The sequence below is a fragment of the Streptomyces sp. NPDC060232 genome (assembly GCF_042726555.1).
Taxonomy (GTDB): Bacteria; Actinomycetota; Actinomycetes; order Streptomycetales; family Streptomycetaceae; genus Streptomyces.
Genome location: NZ_JBHXAG010000019.1, coordinates 130,388 through 149,572, shown reverse-complemented (window position 1 = coordinate 149,572; position 19,185 = coordinate 130,388). Strand labels below are relative to the sequence as shown.

The window sequence follows — 19,185 nt, the reverse complement described above, 5'->3', positions numbered from 1 at the left end:
GTAGCTCCGCTACGAGGACATTCGTCCCGCACGCCGAGGGCACGCACCGAACGCCGCTCCTTGCTCCACGGGGCAACTCGATACAGACCCTAGGCGCGGGCGGGTACGGGGGCGCCGGGGTGGGGCGTGGCGGGCGGGGGCTCCTGCGTCGGGTCCGGCTGGGTCAGGGTGAACGCCCGGGCCATCGGCGTCAGTCCGTACTGCCCGGGCAGGTCGCCGTGGTCGAGGAGGCCGGCGTCCAGGAGGCGTTCGAGGAGGTCCTCCACCGGTTGGGCGGAGCGCTCGACCAGGGCGGCGAGCGCTTCGGTGGACCCGTACACGACATCGTCCACCGAGGGCGGGTTCTCGGAGCCGGCGAACTGGCGCAGCATCAGGCGCGCCCACGGGGTCAGTTGCCGGTAGGCGTCGTCGAGGCGGGCGCCCAGGGCGTCGTCGCCCACCCGGAGCCGGCCCAGGAAGCGGGCGGGGTCCCGCCGCCGGTCGCCGATCAGGTCCGACACCGCGTGCTGGAGCATCCACTCCGGTCGGGCCGCGATGCGCCGGCCCGCCAGGTTCAGCGCCAGCGGCAGGTCGCCGCAGGCGTCGGCGAGGAGCAGGCAGGCGCGCGGTTCGACACCGACCCGGTCGCCGCCCAGCAGCCGGGCGAGCAGTTCCATGGACTCGTTCCGCTCCAGGGCGGGCACGCGTATCCGGCGCACCCCGTCCAGGCCGAGCAGCCGGGAGCGGCTGGTGATGAGGATGCGGCTCTCGGGCGCGGCCGTCAGCAGCTCCCGTACCTGGCGCTCGTGCCGCACGTTGTCGAGCACCACGAGCAGCCGGCGGCGGTTGAGGAGGGACCGGTACAGCCCGATGCGCTGCCCGGGGTCGGCGGGGACGCGGTCGGCGGGGATGCCCAGCGCCTCCAGGAAGCCGCCCGCGATCCCGGCGGCGTCGTCGTGCCCGCCGGCGGCCGGGTCCAGGTTCGCGTAGAGCTGTCCGTCGGGCAGGTTCGCCGCCAGTTCGTGGGCCAGGCGCAGCGCGAAGGCCGACTTGCCCGCACCGATCTGACCGCTGATCACCAGCGGCGCCACCGGCCGCTCCCCGCTGTGGCACCGGTCGGTCAGGGACCGGGCCTGCCGGAGCAGAGCGGCCCGCCCCACCAGGGTGTGCGGCTCCATCGGGAGCTGCGCCGGCGGGGGGAGCACGGCGCGCACGTCGGCGGCGCGCAGTTCGTTCTCATGGTGCGCCTGTACGGCCTTGGCCGCGGGGCGGGGGGCGCCGTCGTCGCCCTGGGCGCGCGCCGCCTCGTGCCAGCGCCGCTCCCAGCCGGCGCGGTCGCCGCCGCACGCTTCGGCGAAGGCGAGGGCCACCTGGAGGGTCGGGAGGCGGTATCCGGCCGCCGCCTCGGAGAGGACCGACGCGGAGAACATGGCGCGGGTGGCCATCTCGCGGTAGCCGGGGCTGCCCGCCGCTGTCCGCAGCATGCGCAGTTCCCGGGCGAACGCGGTGACGGGTCCGGCGTCGGGGGCCAGTGGCCGCTCCAGTCTTCCCACACTCGTCTCCTTCGGCACTCGAACGGTCCGCCGCCTTGTCAGGCCTGCCGTGAACTGTCCGCGCGGGGCTTCCCGATCCGCTACCGGATGCTTACCGCGTGCTGGAGGGACCCCCTATGATCCCGTTGACATGGCCCTGGTCAGGGCCTGTGCTTACGGGGGGATGTCCGATGGCGGGGGCGGATACGGAGACCTGGGAGAGAAGCACGGAGGGTCTTGAGGGGGACCTTCCGCGCTTCAACGTGCTCGGCTCACTCGAAGGCTGGGCGGGCGGGGCACGGCTGCGGCTGGGGGGATCGATCCAGGAACGCGTCCTGTGCATGCTGCTCCTCGAATCGGGCCGGGTGGTGCCCGTGGCCCGGCTGGTGGAGGCGACCTGGGAGAAGGACCCCCCGGCGACCGCCGCGCACCAGGTCCGCAAGGCCGTCGCCGACCTGCGCCGGCGTATCCCCGGCGGGACGGCGGTGATCGCCACCGACGGGCCCGGCTACCGGGTCGTGGTGACGGACCGGCAGCTCGACCTGCTGGAGTTCGACGCGCTGTCCAGGGCGGCGGCGCAGGCCCTGCGGGAGGGCGACCGCCCGGCGGCCGCCGAGCACCTGAGGTCCGCGCTCGCGCTGTGGCGGGGCGCGGTCCTGTCCGGCATGGGCGGGCCGGTGATCGAGGCCGCCGCGACGGCGCTGGAGGAGCGCCGGCTGGCCGCGGCGGAGCAGCTCTTCGACCTGTCCCTCGCGCTCGGCGGGAGCGGGGAGCTGGTCTCCGACCTGCGCGCACTGATCACGCAGCACCCCCTGCGCGAGACGCTGCGGGGGCAGCTGATGCTGGCCCTGTACCGCTCGGGGCGCCAGGCGGAGGCGCTCAAGGAGTACGGGGAGGTCCGCGGGCTGCTCGTCGACGAGCTCGGGATCGACCCCGGGCCCCGGCTGGCCCGGCTGTACGAGGCGATCCTGCGGGACGGCCCGGAGCTGGCCGCACCGCAGCGGCCGGCCCCGGAACAGGCGGCCCCGGGGCGGTCGGTCCCCGGGGCGCCGGGGCCCGTACCGGCGGAGCCCGCAGCGGACACAGCCGAACCGGTGGTCCCGGCAGGCCCGTTGCCCGAGGCGCCGGCCCCCGCGGAACCGGTCTCCGAGCAGCCGCCCTCGCAGCCTCAGCCGCCGTCGGAGCCGCAGTCGTTGGCGCTTTCGCCGGCCGGGGCCGCGCCGGACGAGGCCCCCTGCACCCTCCCGTACGACCTGCCCGACTTCACCGGCCGAGCCCGCGAACTCAGCCGTCTCCTCGACTACGCACGGGGCGCCTGCCGGGGCGGCGAGAGGTACTCCCGGATCGTGGCCATCGACGGCATGGGCGGCATGGGGAAGACCACCCTCGCCGTGCGCGCCGCCCACCAACTGGCCGCCCACTACCCCGACGGGCAGCTCCACATCGACCTGCGGGGCTTCACCCCGGGCGCCAGCCCCGTCTCGCCCGCCGCCGCGCTCGACGGCCTGCTGCGCACCCTCGGCACACCCGGCGACCGCATCCCGGAGGACCTTCAGGGGCGCACCGCCCTGTGGCGGGCAAAGCTGGACGGCCGGCGGGTGCTGCTGCTGCTCGACAACGCGGTCGCCGCCCCGCAGATCCGGCCGCTGCTGCCGGCCTCGCCGGGCTGCCTCGTCCTGATCACGAGCCGCGGGCGGCTCCTCGACCTCGACGGTGTCGAGTGGGTGTCCATCGGGACGATGGAGCCCCGGGACAGCACCAGCCTGATGACCGAGACGCTCGGCGCGGCGAGGGTGACCGCCGAACCGGAGGCCTCCGCCGAACTGGCCGAGCTGTGCGGCCATTTGCCGCTGGCCCTGCGGATCGCGACGGCCCGACTGCGCAACAGGCCGCGCTGGACGGTGCGTTACCTCGTGGAGCGGCTGCGCGACGAGACGCGCAGGATGGACGAGCTGAGTTCGGGGGAGCGCAGCGTCGCGGCGACCCTGCGGCTGTCGTACCTGGCGATGGACGAGGAGTACCGCACCGCGTTCCGCATCCTCAGCCTGTACCCGTGCGCCGGTACCGACGTGTACTCGGCGGCCGCGCTCCTGGGCACGGCCGTCCGGGACGCCGAGGACGCCCTGGAGTTCCTGCTGGACGTCCATCTCGTGCAGCAGCCGGACATCGGGCTCTACACCTTCCACGACCTGGTGCGCACCTTCGCGCAGAGCCTGCGGGGTCCGGCGACGGCGCAGGACGACGCGGCGGCGGTCGAGCGGCTCCTCGGCTACTACATGACGACCTCGGACGCGGCCTGCGAGGTGCTCTTCCCGGGCCGTGAGCAGCGGCCCACCGGGATCCCGCCCTACCGGGGCGAGCGGCCGTCCTTCAGGAACGCCGACGAGGCCGTGGGCTGGTTCGACCGGGAACAGGCCGGGCTGCTCGCGGCGGTGTCCCTCGCCGAGCGGTCCGGCCACGACCGGTACGCGGCGTGCCTGTGCCGCAATGTCGGCTTCCACCTGCACGCTCAGGGGCAGCTCGACGAGTTCTGGAGCGTCGGGCACCTGGCCGTCGCCGCGGCCCGCCGGCTCGACGATCCGGCCCTGCTGGGCATCAGCCTGGCCAACCTGGGGGCCGCCTGCTGGAAGCTGGGCCGCTTCGAGGAGGGCCTGGACGTGGCCACGCAGGCGCGCGACACCGCGGTGCGCGCCGGGGACCGGCACACCGAGGCGCACGGCGACTCGACCACCGGGCTGCTGATGTCGATGCTCGGGCGGTACGCGGAGGCCCTGCCGCTGCTGGAGCGGTCGGTCGCGATGGCCCGGGACCTGGGCAACGCCCGGGCGGAGGCCGAGACCCTGAGCACGCTCAGCACGCTGTACGAGCGGTGGGGCCGGTATCCGGAAGCGGCCGCAGCCGCCCGCCGGGCGATCGGGATCGGCCGCGAACTCGGCTACCGCAGCAACGTGATCGCGGCCCTGACCGACCTGGCCTTCGCGCAGGTCGGCCTGGAGGAGTACCCGGAGGCGGACGCCACGCTGAAGCGGGCCCGGGACCTGTGCGACGAGACGAGGTCGCCGGGGGATGTCGCCCTGGTGCTCGCGCTGTCCGCCCGGGTCGCCCAGGAGCGCGAGGACGGCGCGGCGGCGCGGGCGTTCGCCGAGCGGGCCCTGGTCCTCGGCCGTACGAGCGGCGCCCCGATCCGGCTCGCGAAGGTGGAGAACGTCCTGGGACGCCTCCACGCGACGTGGGGGGAACAGAGGGAGGCGCTGGACCTGCACGCCCATGCCCACAAGATCGCGTCGCCGATGAGCTTCCGGGCGGAGGAGGCGGCGGCCCTGGTGGGCCTCGCCCACGCGGCCGAGGCGCTCGGGGACCCCTCGGCGGCGGCCGGACACCGCACCGCGGCGGAGGCGTTGTTCGAGGCCATGGGGCTGCCGTCGCACCGCCGGGCCTACTGACCACCGGCCCCGCACGGGCGAGTGCCCCGTACCGCGGATCCGGTACGGGGCACTGCCACGTCCTGCGCGGCGACCGGCCGGGTCAGGGGACGGGCCGGGTCAGCGGGTCGGCCGGGTCAGGGGACGGGCCGCGGGGAGGGGGCGCCCGGGCCCTTGTCGTCCGCGCGCACCTCGTAGCCGGAGGGCTGACCGGCGTCCGTCGCCTGCGCCGTCACACCGGCTCCGGTCACCAGGGCCACCGCGAAGATCCCGATCAGTCCGACCAGCTTGCTGCGCATGTGCTGAACCCCCTGGTGTGTGGTACCCGGTGTGCGGCTCCCGTGTGGCGGGGTGCCGCTTTCGACAGGACACAGACTGGCCCAGTCCCTTACCGGTCCGTTCCCCTCTCGCTACCGGTCGCGGCGGCGCCCTTCCCGGCCCGGCTCCACGGCCGCGGCGATACGCGATCCCCGCGCGCCGACCAGCACGTCCGTCCGCGTGGTGCCGCACTCGTAGCCGACCAGGTCCAGCAGGGCCCGTACCGTCGCGCGGATCCCGGCCCGCTCCGCCTCGGGCAGCGGTGACGCGTTGTCCTCGGGAGTGATCCCCGCGACCAGGTGCATGCCGTCGACGGTGAGGGTCTCCACGCGGAACTTCGAACCCGTCAGGAGCTCCTCGACGAGGTAGGGGGCGCTGTGGCGCGCGGTGCGGGCCTGCTCGGCCCACCGGTCGAGTCCGGGCCGGTCGTGCACCGGTACGGTCCACCAACAGCCGGACGCGTCGGCGGACTTGATGACCACGGGCAGTGGGAAGTCCTCGGCGAGCGCGCGGGCCTCGGCCACGGTCAGCGCCTCCTCGGCGCGTACGGCCGAGGTCCGGCTCTGGTTCAGGACGCGCCGGACCGCGACCGCGTCCGGCAGCCCGCCCGCAGAGCCCGGGCGGGGCGCGGCGAGGTCCCGCAGCACCTCCTCGGCGGCGGCCGACACACCGCTGCCGAGGCCCCTCGCGAGATCGCTGGCGAGATACAGGACGTGGCCGATCCCGTGCCGCAGGACCGTGTCGGTCAGCAGGCCCCGCAGCGCGGCGGCGTCGGCGAAGTCCGCCCGCAGGATCCGCTGCGGCGGCAGTTCGGAGGGGGAAGGGGCGTCCGGGGGCCATGCCGCCGGGTCCGACACCACCCAGACGTCCAGGCCCGCCACGGCCGCGGCGTGCAGGAGCCCCGCCCCGGGCCTGACCAGAACCACGCGCTCGGCGGCCTGTCTGATGATCACAGTCTTCTCCTCCATCGTGTCCCACGATGCTCGGGCCACGTCTTCCCGGTCGCTTCCCGGCGCGTTCCCGCAGTCCGCGCGTCCCCCGGACGGTCCCGTCGCTGGGCCGCACGCCGCCCGGTGGCGGACAGTGGGGGAAGGGCATCGACACCAGGGGGGACCCTCACGCCGGAGGCGTACAGACATGGGAATCTTCGACTTCCTCAAGCCCGACAAGAAGAAGACGCGGGAACAGGTGCAGCAGCGGGAGGACAAGGGGGCCGGCCCCTCCAGGAGCGCGGCGGCCGACGCCGCCTCGGCGACCAGGGCCGCCGCCGAGCGGATGGCGGCCGCCGCGCCGCCCAGGACCGGTCCGGCTCCCGCGACCCCGACGCCCGGTTCCGCGGCGCACAAGGCCGTGCCCGCGCCGCCCAGGCCCGCCGCGATGCCGAAGCCCGCGCCGCAGGCCACCCGGCCGGGGGCGGCGCACACGCCGACGCCCCACTCGGCGGCGCACAAGGCGGTGCCGGCGGCGCCCGTGGGCAGGCCGCAGCCCGCCGCGAAGCAGCGCACCTACACCGTCCGGCAGGGCGACACGCTCGCCGCGATCGCCGGCCGCGAGCTGGGCAACGAGGCACGCTGGCGCGAGCTCTACGCCATGAACCGGGGCGTCATCGGCGCCAACCCCGACCTCGTGCCGCCGGGCGCGGTCCTGACCCTCCCGTCCTGACCCCGCACGCAGACGCGGGAGGGCCCGGACCCCTGGGGGTCCGGGCCCTCCCGCGTGATCCGGAGGCTAGTGCCTGACGCGGCACTAGTGGCCGGAGTCCGGCTCCGGTCCCGAAGAACCGGCCTCGCGCTCCTTTTCCGCCAGCTCGTCGTCGAAGCTCGCCGGCGCGGCGTCGCGGTCCGACAGCTCGGTCGCCGCCGGCGGCTCGACCAGCCAGTCCGGGTTCGACTGCTGGTCCCACCACCGCCACGCCAGATAGGCTCCGGCCGCGAGCAGGCCCACCAGGGCGGCCCCGCGCAGGACCCGGCCGCGGCGCTGTGCCCGCTCGTGCCTGCGCACGAGCTTCTGCACCTCCTTCGCGGTCACCTGGCCGCGCAGCGCCGCCAGCGCCGCGGACGACCGCGCCGCGGCCTCCTCGGCCACGGGGGTGGCGGCCGCGAGGGCGCTCTCGATCTTCGGCTGTGTGTAGTCGGCCGCTTGGCGGGCCGCCTGACGGGTCTGATGGACCGCCTTCACCGCAGCCCGGTCGACGGGTGGCGGCACATGCGCCCGCGCCGCCTTCAGGCGTGGCTGCAGATGGCAGTCGTAGGTCATCCGGGCTTGGCGCGCGGCGCCGGTGGCAGCCTGGGACACCATCGGCGACAGCCGTTCGTTGGCCTCGTGTGCGTAGTGCACCGCAGCGTCCCTGGCGGATTCCGCGTACGGCGCCACCATTTCAGCCGCGTACCGCACGCTCTCCCTGGCGCTCTCGGCTGCCAGGCGCGCGCTGTCCTTGCCGGTCACGGGATCCTCCTCCTCGGTGGCGGACACAGTTCACCTTTCCACCCTTTGTCGGATCATGCCTGCCATAGCGACGACAGGCATGCGTGACAGGGCATACGAGTGGAGGATTTCAGTGCTGCGGAGCGCTCCGTGCGACCATCTGGACCGACAGTGATGACTATGGAAGGCAGATCCGTGGCCGAGAAGCTCTACGCCACCCTGAAGACCACCCACGGCGACATCGAGATCGAGCTGCTGGAGAACTTCGCTCCGAAGACCGTCCGGAACTTCGTCGAGCTCGCCACGGGCGCCCGCGAGTGGACCCGTCCCACGGACGGCCAGAAGACCACGGACCCGCTCTACGACGGCACCGTCTTCCACCGCGTCATCAGCGGCTTCATGATCCAGGGCGGCGACCCGCTCGGCAACGGCACCGGCGGTCCCGGCTACGCGTTCGCGGACGAGTTCCACCCCGACCTGGCCTTCACCAAGCCGTACCTGCTCGCCATGGCCAACGCCGGCCCGGGCACCAACGGCTCGCAGTTCTTCATCACCGTCGCCCCCACCGCCTGGCTGACGCGCAAGCACACCATCTTCGGCGAGGTCACCGACCCCGCGAGCCAGAAGGTCGTGGACGCCATCGCCGCCAGCGCCACCAACTCGCGCACCGAGCGGCCGCTGGAGGACGTGGTCATCAAGTCCGTCGTCGTCGAGAAGCGCTGACGGACCACCGCGCCCCTGCTCCGCCCGAGCCGACGCCCCGCACTGCCCGGGGCCGCCCCCGGGCCGTCCCGGCACCCCCGGGAACCTTTCCGCCCCGCCCGTCCGTACTGGATACGTACCGCACCGGCGGGGCGCTCCCCCTGCCGCCGCCGACCGAGGGGACCGATGGACACCGACCGTCTGCCCGGCTGCTACCGCCACCCGGACCGCGACACGGGGATCCGCTGCACACGCTGCGAGCGCCCCATCTGCCCCGAGTGCATGATCAGCGCCTCGGTCGGCTTCCAGTGCCCAGACTGCGTCCGCGAGGGTTCCGGGACCGGCCACCGGCCCACTGCCAACGCGCCGCGCACCATCGCGGGCGGGGTGGTCGCCGAGGACCCCCAGCTGGTCACCAAGGTCCTCATCGGGATCAACGTCGCGATCTTTTTCCTCGGCCTCCTGGCGCCGGCGCTGGTGGTGCAGCTCCAGCTGCTCGGCCAGTACGTCGACTACCTCGGCGGCCCCGTCCACGGCGTCTCCACCGGCGAGTACCACCGACTGCTGACCTCGGTGTTCCTGCACGTCGAGTGGTGGCACATCATCAGCAACATGATCGCGCTGTGGGTGATCGGCGGTCCGCTGGAGGCGGCTCTCGGCCGGGCCCGGTACCTCGCCGTCTACCTGCTCTCGGGCCTGGGCGCGAGCGCTCTCGTCTATCTCCTGACCGCGCCGAACACTCCGACCGTGGGCGCGTCCGGGGCGATCTTCGGACTGCTCGGCGCGACCGTGGTGCTGGCGCGGAGGCTGCGGTACGAGATGCGGCCGCTGATCATCATGGTCGTGCTGATGCTGGTGCTGACCTTCGTACCGTTCGGCGGCTACGTGCGCGTGTCCTGGCAGGCCCACGTCGGCGGTCTGATCACCGGTGCGCTGGTCGGGTTGGGCATGCTCACGCCGACCGCGGCGAAGCATCGCGCACTCGTCCAGTGGGGCACCTGTGCGGTGGTGTTCCTGCTGGCAGCGGGGCTGATCATGCTCCGTACGGCGGAACTCACCTGATCACACCGGCGTCAACTCTCCACAGAGTTATCCACAGATCTTCTGTCTTTTCCTCAGGTGTGGATGACGCTGTGGATAACTCATGGGGAGAGCTTCCGTCAGGGACTGCGGGGTGCTACTTCCACTGTGTGGAAACGCCGAATCCCGCCGCGATGAAGCCGAAGCCGACGACGATGTTCCAGTTGCCCAGAGCCTCGATCGGCAGCTGGGTCTCGGTCACGTAGAAGACGACGATCCACGCGAGACCGATCAGGAAGAACGCCAGCATGACCGGGGCGACCCAGCTGCGGTTCGTCAGCCGGATGTTCTGCGGCTGCCGCGAGGGCGGCGGCGTGTAGTCGTCCTTCTTGCGGATACGTGACTTCGGCACGAGGGGCTCTCCTGTCGATGCGCTGGGGACCTTGCCTGCCCCGGGCGTCCGTTAGCGTAGTGGACCTGTGGCGTTGAAGGAGAAGGGTACGTTGAGCAATTCAGACGACTCCTCCGCGGGTCCCCGTCGCCGGGCCAGGCCGATCGGGTTGCTGACGGCCGCCGTCTTCGCCCTGGCCGGGCTGCTCTTCGTCACCAGTTTCAACACCTCCAAGGGTACGAACATCCGCACGGACGCCTCTCTCCTCAAGCTGTCGGACCTGATCAAGGAACGCAGCCAGGACAACGCCGAGCTGGAGGAGAGCACCGCGGTGGCCCGCGGGCGGGTGGACGCCCTCGCCGACCGCGACGACGGCAGCAGCACGGCGCAGGACGCGAAGCTGGCCGCCCTGCGCGCCGCCTCCGGTACCGAGGAGCTCTCCGGCAAGGGCCTGACCGTCACCCTCAACGACGCCCCGCCGAACGCCACCGCCCGCATCCCCAACGTGCCCGAGCCGCAGCCCAACGACCTCGTGATCCACCAGCAGGACCTCCAGGCCGTGGTGAACGCCCTGTGGCAGGGCGGCGCCGAGGGCATCCAGGTCATGGACCAGCGGCTCATCTCCACCAGCGCGGTGCGCTGCGTCGGCAACACCCTGATCCTCCAGGGCCGCGTCTACTCGCCGCCGTACAGGATCTCGGCCGTCGGCGACCCGGCGGCGCTGAAGAAGGCCCTCGCCGCCTCCCCCGCCCTGCAGAACTACCAGCTCTACGTGAACGCCTACGGCCTGGGCTGGAAAGTGGACGAGCACAAGGCGCTGACACTTCCCGCCTACTCCGGCACAGTGGACCTCCACTATGCGAAGCCGGTGGCCACCACCCCGTGACCGGGTCCGTCGCGACGTCGTACTGCGCCTGGCGGTACGGACGTTCAGCGAGGTGTGCCTGACGGCCGGCACGCTGATCGTGCTCTTCGTCGCCTACGTCCTGCTGTGGACCGGGGTCAAGGCGGACCGGGCCGCGGACGGCGAGATGGCCCGGCTGCGCGACCGCTGGGCGGCGCAGGCCCCGCCGACGGCCCCGCCGGCCCTTTCGCCGCCCGCTCCGCCGGCAGGTCCGGCCGCCGCCCCGGAGGAGCCGCGCCACGCCCCCGGCCGGGCCTTCGCCGAGATGTACGTGCCGCGCTTCGGCCCGGACTGGGTCCGGCCCGTCCTGGAGGGCACGGACGCCGAGCTGCTGAAGAAGGGCCTGGGCCACTACGCCTCCACCGCCCGCCTCGGGGCCGTCGGGAACTTCTCCGTGGCCGGCCACCGCCGCACCTACGGAGACCCCTTCAAGGACTTCCCGGAGCTGCGACCCGGGGACGAGGTGATCCTCAAGGGCGCGGGCACCTGGTACACCTACACGATCCGCGGCGGGCCCCTGCGCACCCTGCCCACCGACGTCGGGGTGGTCGACCCGGTACCGCTGAAGTCCCCCTTCACCGCACCGGGCCGGTACCTGACGCTGACCACCTGCGACCCGGAATGGGGACACAGCCACCGGCTGGTGGTGTGGGCGGAACTGACCGGGACGCGCGCCGCCGGACAGGGTGGACCGGGGGGTTCGTCCAGGTGACCCCCTCGGCCCGGCCGCTGGCTTTAGTCTGTTGGCGTACCGCCCCCGCGGTGCGGTGAACGAATGTGGACGAAAAGGAATCAGGCGGCATGTACGGCTGGATCTGGCGGCATCTGCCGGGCAACGCGTGGGTACGCGCGCTGATCTCTCTCGTACTGGTCCTCGCCGTGGTCTTCGTGCTGTTCCAGTACGTCTTCCCGTGGGCCGAGCCGCTCCTTCCGTTCAACGATGTGACGGTGGACGAGGGATCGGGAGCCACTCCGTGAGCGCACGCATTCTGGTGGTAGACAACTACGACAGCTTCGTCTTCAACCTGGTCCAGTACCTCTACCAGCTCGGAGCCGAATGCGAGGTGCTGCGCAACGACGAGGTCGCCCTCGCCCACGCGCAGGACGGTTTCGACGGCGTACTGCTCTCCCCCGGGCCGGGCACTCCGGAGGAGGCGGGCGTCTGCGTCGACATGGTCCGGCACTGCGCCGACACCGGTGTCCCCGTCTTCGGCGTGTGCCTCGGCATGCAGTCGATGGCGGTCGCCTACGGAGGCGTCGTGGGGCGGGCGCCCGAGCTGCTGCACGGCAAGACCTCGCCGGTCGAACACGAGGGCCTGGGCGTGTTCGAGGGACTGCCCTCGCCGTTCACCGCGACCCGCTACCACTCCCTCGCCGCCGAGCCCGGGACGCTGCCGGACGTCCTGGAGGTCACGGCCCGGACCGAGGACGGGATCATCATGGGCCTGCGCCACCGGGAGCACGACGTCGAGGGCGTGCAGTTCCACCCCGAGTCGGTGCTGACCGAATGGGGCCACCGGATGCTCGCGAACTGGCTGGTGCGCTGCGGTGACGCGGGCGCGGTGGAACGCTCGGTGGGGCTGGCCCCGGTGGTGGGCAAGGCCGTCGCGTGACGACGGTCGCGCCGTCCGCGCCCACGGAGGGCCGGGCCGCGCGACGCAGGGCAGCTCAGGAGGCCGCGAAACGGGCCGCCAGGAACACCCGGAGGCGGGGCGGGCGGCGGCGCAAGCGGCCGGCGTCCGGCGGCCCGGCGGTCATCGCGAGCCGGCTGGGCGGGGAGCTCTTCATCACGGTGGGCCTGGTGATGCTGCTGTTCGTCGCCTACCAGCTCTGGTACACGAACCTGCTGGCCGAGCGGACCGCGAGCGGCGCCGCCGGCTCCCTGCGGCAGACCTGGGAGCGGCAGCCGGACGGCGGAGCCGCCGCGCCGCCCGTGACGGCCTTCGAGCCGGGCCAGGGCTTCGCCATCCTCCACATCCCCAAGCTGGACGTGAAGGTCCCCGTCGCCGAGGGCATCAGCAAGCCGAAGGTGCTGGACAAGGGCATGGTCGGGCACTACGGCGAGGGCGCGCTGAAGACCGCGATGCCGGCCGACAAGCAGGGCAACTTCGCGGTGGCCGGACACCGCAACACCCACGGAGAGCCGTTCCGCTACATCAACCGGCTGGTGCCCGGGGATCCCGTCGTGGTCGAGACCCGGGACGCGTACTACACGTACGAGACGACCTCGTCGCTGGCGCAGACGCCGCCGACGAACGTCGGGGTGATCAAGCCCGTGCCGGAGGGCTCGGGGTTCACTTCCGCGGGCCGGTACATCACGCTGACCACCTGCACCCCGGAGTTCACCAGCACCTACCGGCTGATCGTATGGGGCAGGATGACCGATGAACGCCCCCGCAGCCAGGGCCCGCCGCCCGCGCTGACCAGCTAAGGACGAATCAAGCAGTGTCTCGTGCCAGCCGCCGCGCCGCGGCCCCGCCCGCCGGCAGCCGCAGTGTGCTCGCGGGGTTCCTGAGCCTGCTCGGCGAGGTCCTGATCACGGCAGGCCTGGTGCTGGGCCTGTTCGTGGCCTACTCGCTGTGGTGGACGAACGTACTCGCGGACCGGCAGGCCGCCGCGCGGGGCGACGAGGTCCGCCGGCAGTGGCAGGACCCGGCTCCCGGGCAGGCCGGACCCGGAGCGCTGGACACCCGGGGCGGGGTCGGCTTCCTGCACGTCCCGGCGATGAAGAACGGCGAGGTGCTCGTCAAGGCGGGCACGGCGCCGGACATCCTCGACGACGGCGTCGCCGGCTACTACACCGAGCCGGTGAAGTCGGCGCTGCCCTGGGACGAGAAGGGGAACTTCTCGCTCGCCGCGCACCGGGACGGCCACGGGGCGAAGTTCCACAACATCGACAAGGTGAAGAACGGCGACGCGGTCGTCTTTGAGACCCGGGACACCTGGTACGTCTACAAGGTCTTCGCGGAGCTGCGCCAGACCTCGAAGTACAACACCGACGTGATCAACGCGGTCCCCAAGGACTCCGGCAGGACCGCCCCGGGCCGGTACATCACGCTCACCACCTGCACGCCGGTCTACACCTCGAAGTACCGGTACATCGTGTGGGGCGAGCTGGTCCGCACCGAAAAGGTCGACGCCAAGCGCACCCCTCCGGCGGAGCTGCGCTGAGGCAGGCCCGGACGGCCCCCAGGGGTCCTGGGAGCCGCTGCGGGAGCCCCGGTGGCCCCGAGGGCCACAGGAGCCCCAGGCGTCCCGTACGGGGCCGCAGACGGCCCTCTGGCGCCGCCTCGGGTGCCGGTCGTACCAAAGGTCCGGCCCCTCTCGCCTGAGAGGGGCCGGACCTTTTCGCTGCGCTGGTACCGCCGTCGGCGCTAGCGGCGGCCGCCGCCGGTCAGGCCTCCGAAGATCCCGCCGTTGTTGCCGCCGTCCTGCTGTCCCGCGATCGTGAACAGGTTGACGGCCTGGCCCGAGGTGCCCGGAGTACCGGGCTGCGGGTCGGTGCCCACCACGACCGCGTTGTCGTCCGACGGGCCGGCGACGATGCCGACGCGCAGGTTGGCGCGCTTGAGGTCGTCCTTGTACTGGCCCACCGTCCGCCCGGCGAAGTTCGGGACGACCGTGGCCTGCGCGGCCTTGGCGATGGTGATGTTCACCGTCTTGTTCTGCTCCAGCTGCTGGCCCGCGGCGAACTGCTGGGTGATGACCGTGCCCGGAACGGCTCCCGGCTGGTCGGACTCTGTGACACTGCCCAGCCGCAGGTTGACGGCCTTGAGCGCCTTCTCCGCCTCGTCCCTGGTCTTGCCCTTGAGCTCGGGCACCTCGGACTTGGACTGCTCCTTGGCCACCGTCAGCGTGATGACGCTGTTCTTCTCCGCCTCGGAGCCGGGCTTCGGGTTCTGCTCCAGGACGGTGCCCGGGGTGCGCTCGGACTCCTGGGCCTTGCGGTCGACCTGGAAGCCCTTCTCCTTCAGCGCCTTCTCCGCGTCCTCGAACTTCATGTTGAGCACGTCGAGGACCGACACCTTCGGGGCGCCGGAGGAGACCGTGACCGTGACCGTGGACCCGTCGTCGACCTTGGTCCCGGCCACCGGGTCCTGCTTGCAGACGTTGCCCTTGGGCTGGTCGTCGCAGGGCGCATCGGCGCCCTTGACCACCTTGAGCCCCACGTTCTCGCCGCTCCTCGTCGCCTGTTCCAGGTTCTGGCCGACGAGCTTGGGCACGGAGGGCCGGTTGTCGGCCGTGTCCCCGAAGAGGGAGCGGCCGATGAGGATCGCGCCGACGAGGACGAGGAGGCCGGCCGCCACGAGCAGCACGGTGGACGCCCTGCTCTTCTTCTGGCTCTGGCGGCGGTTCGAGCCCTGGTCGTAGCCGCCGTGGCCCGGGTCGCCGTAGCCGTAGCCGCCGTCGCCCGGGGGCATGGGCGGCATCATCGACGTCTGGGCGCCCGCGTCGGTGGCGCGCAGGGCGGTGGTGGGCTGGTCGTAGCCCTGCGGGCCGTAGCCGTGCCCCGGGTCCGGGTAGCCGTAGCCGGCCGCGCCCATGGCGGCGGTGGCGGCGACGGGCTGGCCGTCGAGGCAGGCCTCGATGTCGGCGCGCATCTCGTCCGCCGACTGGTAGCGGTAGTCGGGGTCCTTGACCAGCGCCTTGAGGACGATGGCGTCCATCTCGGGCGTGATCTCGGGGTCGAAGTTCGACGGGGGCTGCGGCTCCTCCCGTACGTGCTGGTACGCCACGGCCACCGGGGAGTCGCCGACGAACGGGGGCCGCACGCAAAGGAGCTCGTAGAGGAGGCAGCCCGCGGAGTACAGGTCGGAACGCGCGTCGACCTGCTCGCCCTTGGCCTGCTCCGGGGAGAGGTACTGGGCGGTGCCGATCACGGCGGCCGTCTGCGTCATGGTCATGCCGGAGTCGCCCATGGCGCGCGCGATGCCGAAGTCCATGACCTTGACCTGGCCGGTGCGGGTCAGCATCACGTTGGCGGGCTTGATGTCGCGGTGCACGATGCCGGCGCGGTGCGAGTACTCCAGGGCCTGGAGGATGCCGATGCACATCTCCAGCGTGCGCTCCGGCAGCAGCTTGCGGCCCGAGTGCAGCAGTTCGCGCAGGGTCGAACCGTCGACGTACTCCATCACGATGTACGGGATGGAGATGTTGTCGACGTAGTCCTCGCCGGTGTCGTAGACGGCGACGATCGCCGGGTGGTTCAGCGACGCGGCCGACTGGGCCTCGCGCCGGAACCGGGCCTGGAAGGACGGGTCGCGGGCGAGGTCGGCACGCAGGGTCTTGACGGCTACGGTACGGCCGAGCCGGGTGTCGTGGGCGAGGTAGACCTCGGCCATGCCACCGCGGCCGAGCACGTGGCTCAGCTCGTACCGGCCGCCGAGGCGACGCGGCTCTTCCATAACGTTGCAGCCCTCTCCGTCAGTCCCGACCGCACCTGTGTGTGGTCCGGCGGTGTGCTGTTCGCGCAAAGGCTACCGGCCGATCGTCCGTGATCGGTTCGTGGCCACAGGCTGATACTGGACCGGTACCGTACGCGCGGATCCCGGCCGGATTCAGTGACCTGGGTCACGTATTCCGGCCTGTGATCCCCCTGTTCACCCCTGGCTGCCCAGCACCGCTTCCATGACCGCCTTGGCGACCGGAGCGGCGAGACCGCCACCGCTGATGTCGTCGCGGGCGGTGCCCTCGCTGTCCTCGATCACGACGGCGACGGCGACGGGCGAAGTGCCGTCCGGGTTCTCGGCGTAGGAGATGAACCAGGCGTACGGACGCTTCTTGTTGCCCTCGCCGTGCTGGGCGGTACCGGTCTTGCCGCCGACCGTCACGTTCTTGATCTTGGCCTTCTCGCCGGTGCCCTTCTCGACGACGTTGACCATCATCTGCCGGAGCTTCTGCGCGTTGGCCGCGGTCAGCGGCCGGCTCATCTCCTGCGGCTCGTGCTTCTCGATGATGTCCAGGTTGGGGGCCGTGAGGTTGTCCACCATGTAGGGCTTCATCAGCTTGCCGTCGTTGGCGATCGCCGCCGTGACCATGGCCATCTGCAGCGGGGTGGCGGCGGTGTTGAACTGCCCGATCGCGCTCTGGGCGTTGCCGTCCCGGCCCATCTTCTTGTCGTAGACGCTGGCGAAGGCGCGGACCGGGGTGTCGATCTTGTCGTTGTTGAAGCCGAACTTCTCGGCCGTCTCCACCATCTTGTCGCGGGTGACCTTGTCGCCGAGGTTCGCGAAGACGGAGTTGCAGGAGATGCGCAGCGCCTCGTTGAGGCTGGCCTTCTCGCAACCGGTGTGGGAGTTGGGCAGCTGGGTCCTGGTGCCCGGGAGGATGTACGGCTCGGGGGTGTCCGTCGGGTCGTCGATCCCCTGGACCACGCCGTGCTCCAGGGCGGCCGCGGCGGTGACCACCTTGAAGGTGGAGCCGGGCGGGTAGGTCTCGCGCAGGGCGCGGTTGACGAGCTTCTTGTCCTCGCTGTCCTTCAGCTCGACCCACGCCTTCTCGTCCGCCTTGGAGTTGCCGGCGAAGCTGGACGGGTCGTACGAGGGCGTGGAGACCAGCGCGAGGATGGCACCGGTGCGCGGGTCGATCGCGGCGACCGCGCCCTTCTTGCTGCCGAGCTTCTCGAAGGCGGCCTGCTGCGCAGCGCGGTTGAGCGTGGTGACGACGTTGCCGCCCTGCTTCTTCTCGCCGGTGAACATGCCGATGGTGCGGTCGAAGAACAGCCGGTCGTCGTTGCCGGTGAGGATGCCGTCCTCAAGGGATTCGAGCTGGGTGGCGCCGAAGGCCTGCGAGGCGTAGCCGGTGACCGGGGACCAGAGCGCCCCGTCCTTGTAGGTGCGCTTGTACTTGTAGTCGCTGCCGTCGGTGACCGTGGAACCGGTGATCGGCTCGCCCTGGACGATGATGTTGCCGCGCTCGGTGGCGTACTGGGCGATCTGGACCCGTCGGTTCTCCTTGCGCGTGCTGAGTTCCTCGGCCTGGACGTACTGCAGCCAGTTGGTCCGGATCAGCAGCGCGAGGACGAGCAGCCCGCAGAACAGCGAGATGCGGCGCAGGGGCTTGTTCATGACGGGCGGACCACCTGGGTCATCTCGGAGTCGGGGGACGGGGCCGGGGCCGGTGCCGGTCGGCGGGCGGTGTCGCTGATCCGGATGAGGACGGCGATGAGGATCCAGTTCGCGAGGACGGAGGAACCGCCGGACGCGAGGAAGGGCATCGTCATGCCGGTGAGGGGGATGAGCCCCATGACTCCGCCGGCGACGACGAAGATCTGGAGCGCGAAGGCGCCGGAGAGGCCGATGGCGAACAGCTTGCCGAAGGGGTCGCGGGCGGCGAGGGCGGTGCGCACGCCCCGCTCGATGATGAGCCCGTAGATCAGCAGGAAGGCCATCACACCGGAGAGCCCGAGCTCTTCGCCGACGGTGGAGAAGATGAAGTCGGAGTTGGCGGCGAAGCCGATGAGGTCGGAGTTGCCCTGGCCCCATCCGGCGCCGAGGACCCCGCCGGAGCCGAAGCTCATGATCGACTGGCCGACCTGCTCACAGGCACCCGAGGTGGTGTAGCAGCCGAAGGGGTCGAGCCAGGCGTTGACGCGGGCCTGGACGTGGCTGGCGAAGGAGGCCACCACGACCGCGCCGCCGACCGACATCAGCAGACCGATGACGATCCAGCTGGTGCGCTCGGTGGCCACGTACAGCATGATCACGAACATGCCGAAGAAGAGCAGCGAGGTGCCGAGGTCGTTCTCGAAGACCAGGACCAGCAGGCTCATCGCCCAGATCATCAGGATCGGGCCGAGGTCGCGGCCGCGCGGCAGGTAGAGGCCCATGAAGCGGCGGCTGGCCAGCGCGAGCGCGTCGCGTTTCACCATCAGATAGCCGGCGAAGAAGATCGCGATGACGATCTTGGCGAACTCACCGGGCTGGATGGAGAAGCCGCCGACGCTGATCCAGATCTTGGCGCCGAAGACGTCGGCGCCCAGGCCCGGGACGACGGGCAGGATCAGCAGCACCAGCGCGCCGGCCATGGAGATGTACGTGAACCGCTGCAGGACGCGGTGGTCCTTGAGGATCAGCAGCACGGCGGCGAACAGGGCGATCGCCAGCGCGGTGTACATCATCTGGCGGGGCGCGGAGGGCGAGAAGTCGCCGAAGCTGCGCTTGGCGAGGTTCTGCAGCCGCGCGGACTGGTCCAGGCGCCAGATCAGGACGACGCCGAGGCCGTTCAGCAGGGTGGCGAGCGGCAGCAGCAGCGGGTCGGCGTACTTCGCGTACCGGCGTACGACGAAGTGCGCTATGCCGGCGAGGACGGCGAAGCCGGCCCCGTAGGCGAGCATGCCGGGGGGCAGCTCGCCGTGGATCGCCAGACCCACGTTGGCGTAGGCGAAGATCGGGATGACCACGGCGAAGGCGAGCAGCACGAGCTCGGTGTTCCGCCGGCTCGGCAGCTCGATGGCGCCGATGGTGGTCGTATTGGTGACAACGCTCATGGTGT

At 71.9% G+C, this 19,185-nt stretch carries 17 protein-coding genes and 1 pseudogene; 10 read left to right on the top strand and 8 right to left on the bottom strand.

The window, feature by feature from the left end:
- Window positions 1–89 precede the first annotated feature (89 nt).
- Complete coding sequence (locus tag ACFWFZ_RS25675; RefSeq protein ID WP_387125314.1) at window positions 90–1,532, bottom strand: NB-ARC domain-containing protein; 1,443 nt, start codon at window positions 1,530–1,532, stop codon at window positions 90–92.
- A gap of 170 nt (window positions 1,533–1,702) precedes the next feature.
- Here ACFWFZ_RS25675 and ACFWFZ_RS25670 point away from each other — a divergent pair, with 170 nt between their 5' ends.
- Entirely contained in the window at window positions 1,703–4,954 is a 3,252-nt protein-coding gene (locus ACFWFZ_RS25670; protein WP_387125313.1) for a BTAD domain-containing putative transcriptional regulator, read from the top strand.
- 116 nt (window positions 4,955–5,070) lie between these two features.
- Here ACFWFZ_RS25670 and ACFWFZ_RS25665 read toward each other — a convergent pair whose 3' ends face one another.
- Entirely contained in the window at window positions 5,071–5,232 is a 162-nt protein-coding gene (locus tag ACFWFZ_RS25665) for a hypothetical protein (protein WP_387125312.1), read from the bottom strand.
- Window positions 5,233–5,343: 111 nt separating this feature from the next.
- Window positions 5,344–6,204, bottom strand: coding sequence for a hypothetical protein (locus ACFWFZ_RS25660; RefSeq protein ID WP_387125311.1), 861 nt, complete (start codon window positions 6,202–6,204; stop codon window positions 5,344–5,346).
- Window positions 6,205–6,388: 184 nt separating this feature from the next.
- Here ACFWFZ_RS25660 and ACFWFZ_RS25655 point away from each other — a divergent pair, with 184 nt between their 5' ends.
- Window positions 6,389–6,913, top strand: a complete 525-nt coding sequence (locus ACFWFZ_RS25655; RefSeq protein WP_387125310.1) for a LysM peptidoglycan-binding domain-containing protein — start codon at window positions 6,389–6,391, stop codon at window positions 6,911–6,913.
- Between the two features lie 84 nt (window positions 6,914–6,997).
- On the opposite strand, the gene ACFWFZ_RS25650 is transcribed toward ACFWFZ_RS25655, so the two are convergent.
- Window positions 6,998–7,723 (bottom strand): DUF5324 family protein, encoded by a 726-nt coding sequence (locus tag ACFWFZ_RS25650; RefSeq protein ID WP_387125309.1) that lies wholly within the window; start codon window positions 7,721–7,723, stop codon window positions 6,998–7,000.
- Window positions 7,724–7,870: 147 nt separating this feature from the next.
- On the opposite strand from ACFWFZ_RS25650, the gene ACFWFZ_RS25645 reads away from it, so the two are divergent.
- Window positions 7,871–8,398 carry a peptidylprolyl isomerase gene (locus tag ACFWFZ_RS25645; protein ID WP_387125322.1) on the top strand — a complete coding sequence of 176 codons (528 nt, stop codon included), beginning with the start codon at window positions 7,871–7,873 and terminating at the stop codon, window positions 8,396–8,398.
- Window positions 8,399–8,563: 165 nt separating this feature from the next.
- Complete coding sequence (locus ACFWFZ_RS25640; protein ID WP_387125308.1) at window positions 8,564–9,439, top strand: rhomboid family intramembrane serine protease; 876 nt, start codon at window positions 8,564–8,566, stop codon at window positions 9,437–9,439.
- 115 nt (window positions 9,440–9,554) lie between these two features.
- On the opposite strand, the gene crgA is transcribed toward ACFWFZ_RS25640, so the two are convergent.
- Window positions 9,555–9,809, bottom strand: a complete 255-nt coding sequence (crgA, locus tag ACFWFZ_RS25635) for a cell division protein CrgA (protein WP_387125307.1) — start codon at window positions 9,807–9,809, stop codon at window positions 9,555–9,557.
- A gap of 91 nt (window positions 9,810–9,900) precedes the next feature.
- On the opposite strand from crgA, the gene ACFWFZ_RS25630 reads away from it, so the two are divergent.
- From ACFWFZ_RS25630 to ACFWFZ_RS25605, 6 genes and pseudogenes are all read left to right on the top strand, one after another.
- On the top strand, window positions 9,901–10,674 hold the full coding sequence (locus tag ACFWFZ_RS25630) for a DUF881 domain-containing protein (RefSeq protein WP_387125306.1): 774 nt from the start codon (window positions 9,901–9,903) through the stop codon (window positions 10,672–10,674).
- Window positions 10,646–11,404 (top strand): class E sortase, encoded by a 759-nt coding sequence (locus tag ACFWFZ_RS25625; protein ID WP_387125305.1) that lies wholly within the window; start codon window positions 10,646–10,648, stop codon window positions 11,402–11,404. Before ACFWFZ_RS25630 ends, ACFWFZ_RS25625 begins: the two co-directional genes overlap by 29 nt.
- An 89-nt stretch (window positions 11,405–11,493) precedes the next feature.
- Window positions 11,494–11,670 carry a hypothetical protein gene (locus ACFWFZ_RS25620; RefSeq protein WP_030011120.1) on the top strand — a complete coding sequence of 59 codons (177 nt, stop codon included), beginning with the start codon at window positions 11,494–11,496 and terminating at the stop codon, window positions 11,668–11,670.
- Window positions 11,667–12,305, top strand: a complete 639-nt coding sequence (locus ACFWFZ_RS25615; RefSeq protein WP_030647584.1) for an aminodeoxychorismate/anthranilate synthase component II — start codon at window positions 11,667–11,669, stop codon at window positions 12,303–12,305. The genes ACFWFZ_RS25620 and ACFWFZ_RS25615 overlap by 4 nt, the downstream gene beginning before the upstream one ends.
- 161 nt (window positions 12,306–12,466) lie before the next feature.
- Window positions 12,467–13,123 (top strand): annotated as a pseudogene (locus ACFWFZ_RS25610) (class E sortase); the annotation flags it as partial.
- A 14-nt stretch (window positions 13,124–13,137) separates the two neighbouring features.
- Window positions 13,138–13,863 (top strand): class E sortase, encoded by a 726-nt coding sequence (locus tag ACFWFZ_RS25605; protein WP_387125304.1) that lies wholly within the window; start codon window positions 13,138–13,140, stop codon window positions 13,861–13,863.
- A 203-nt stretch (window positions 13,864–14,066) separates the two neighbouring features.
- Here ACFWFZ_RS25605 and pknB read toward each other — a convergent pair whose 3' ends face one another.
- From pknB to ACFWFZ_RS25590, 3 genes are all read right to left on the bottom strand, one after another.
- The gene (gene pknB / locus ACFWFZ_RS25600) at window positions 14,067–16,097 is read right to left on the bottom strand and encodes a Stk1 family PASTA domain-containing Ser/Thr kinase (protein WP_387125303.1); all 2,031 of its coding nucleotides are present in this window, start codon (window positions 16,095–16,097) and stop codon (window positions 14,067–14,069) included.
- A gap of 195 nt (window positions 16,098–16,292) precedes the next feature.
- A complete protein-coding gene (locus ACFWFZ_RS25595; RefSeq protein ID WP_387125302.1) occupies window positions 16,293–17,759 on the bottom strand; it encodes a peptidoglycan D,D-transpeptidase FtsI family protein in 1,467 nt (488 codons plus the stop codon).
- The gene (locus tag ACFWFZ_RS25590) at window positions 17,756–19,180 is read right to left on the bottom strand and encodes an FtsW/RodA/SpoVE family cell cycle protein (protein ID WP_387125301.1); all 1,425 of its coding nucleotides are present in this window, start codon (window positions 19,178–19,180) and stop codon (window positions 17,756–17,758) included. The genes ACFWFZ_RS25595 and ACFWFZ_RS25590 overlap by 4 nt, the downstream gene beginning before the upstream one ends.
- Window positions 19,181–19,185: the final 5 nt, after the last annotated feature.

What these genes read in the sequence shown, in the direction of transcription:
- ACFWFZ_RS25670 (WP_387125313.1), top strand. Translation starts at nt 1,703, where the DNA reads ATGGCGGGGGCGGATACGGAGACCTGGGAGAGAAGCACGGAGGGTCTT.
- ACFWFZ_RS25665 (WP_387125312.1), bottom strand. Translation starts at nt 5,232, where the DNA reads ATGCGCAGCAAGCTGGTCGGACTGATCGGGATCTTCGCGGTGGCCCTG.
- ACFWFZ_RS25655 (WP_387125310.1), top strand. Translation starts at nt 6,389, where the DNA reads ATGGGAATCTTCGACTTCCTCAAGCCCGACAAGAAGAAGACGCGGGAA.
- ACFWFZ_RS25640 (WP_387125308.1), top strand. Translation starts at nt 8,564, where the DNA reads ATGGACACCGACCGTCTGCCCGGCTGCTACCGCCACCCGGACCGCGAC.
- ACFWFZ_RS25625 (WP_387125305.1), top strand. Translation starts at nt 10,646, where the DNA reads ATGCGAAGCCGGTGGCCACCACCCCGTGACCGGGTCCGTCGCGACGTC.
- ACFWFZ_RS25620 (WP_030011120.1), top strand. Translation starts at nt 11,494, where the DNA reads ATGTACGGCTGGATCTGGCGGCATCTGCCGGGCAACGCGTGGGTACGC.
- pknB (WP_387125303.1), bottom strand. Translation starts at nt 16,097, where the DNA reads ATGGAAGAGCCGCGTCGCCTCGGCGGCCGGTACGAGCTGAGCCACGTG.
- ACFWFZ_RS25595 (WP_387125302.1), bottom strand. Translation starts at nt 17,759, where the DNA reads ATGAACAAGCCCCTGCGCCGCATCTCGCTGTTCTGCGGGCTGCTCGTC.
- ACFWFZ_RS25590 (WP_387125301.1), bottom strand. Translation starts at nt 19,180, where the DNA reads ATGAGCGTTGTCACCAATACGACCACCATCGGCGCCATCGAGCTGCCG.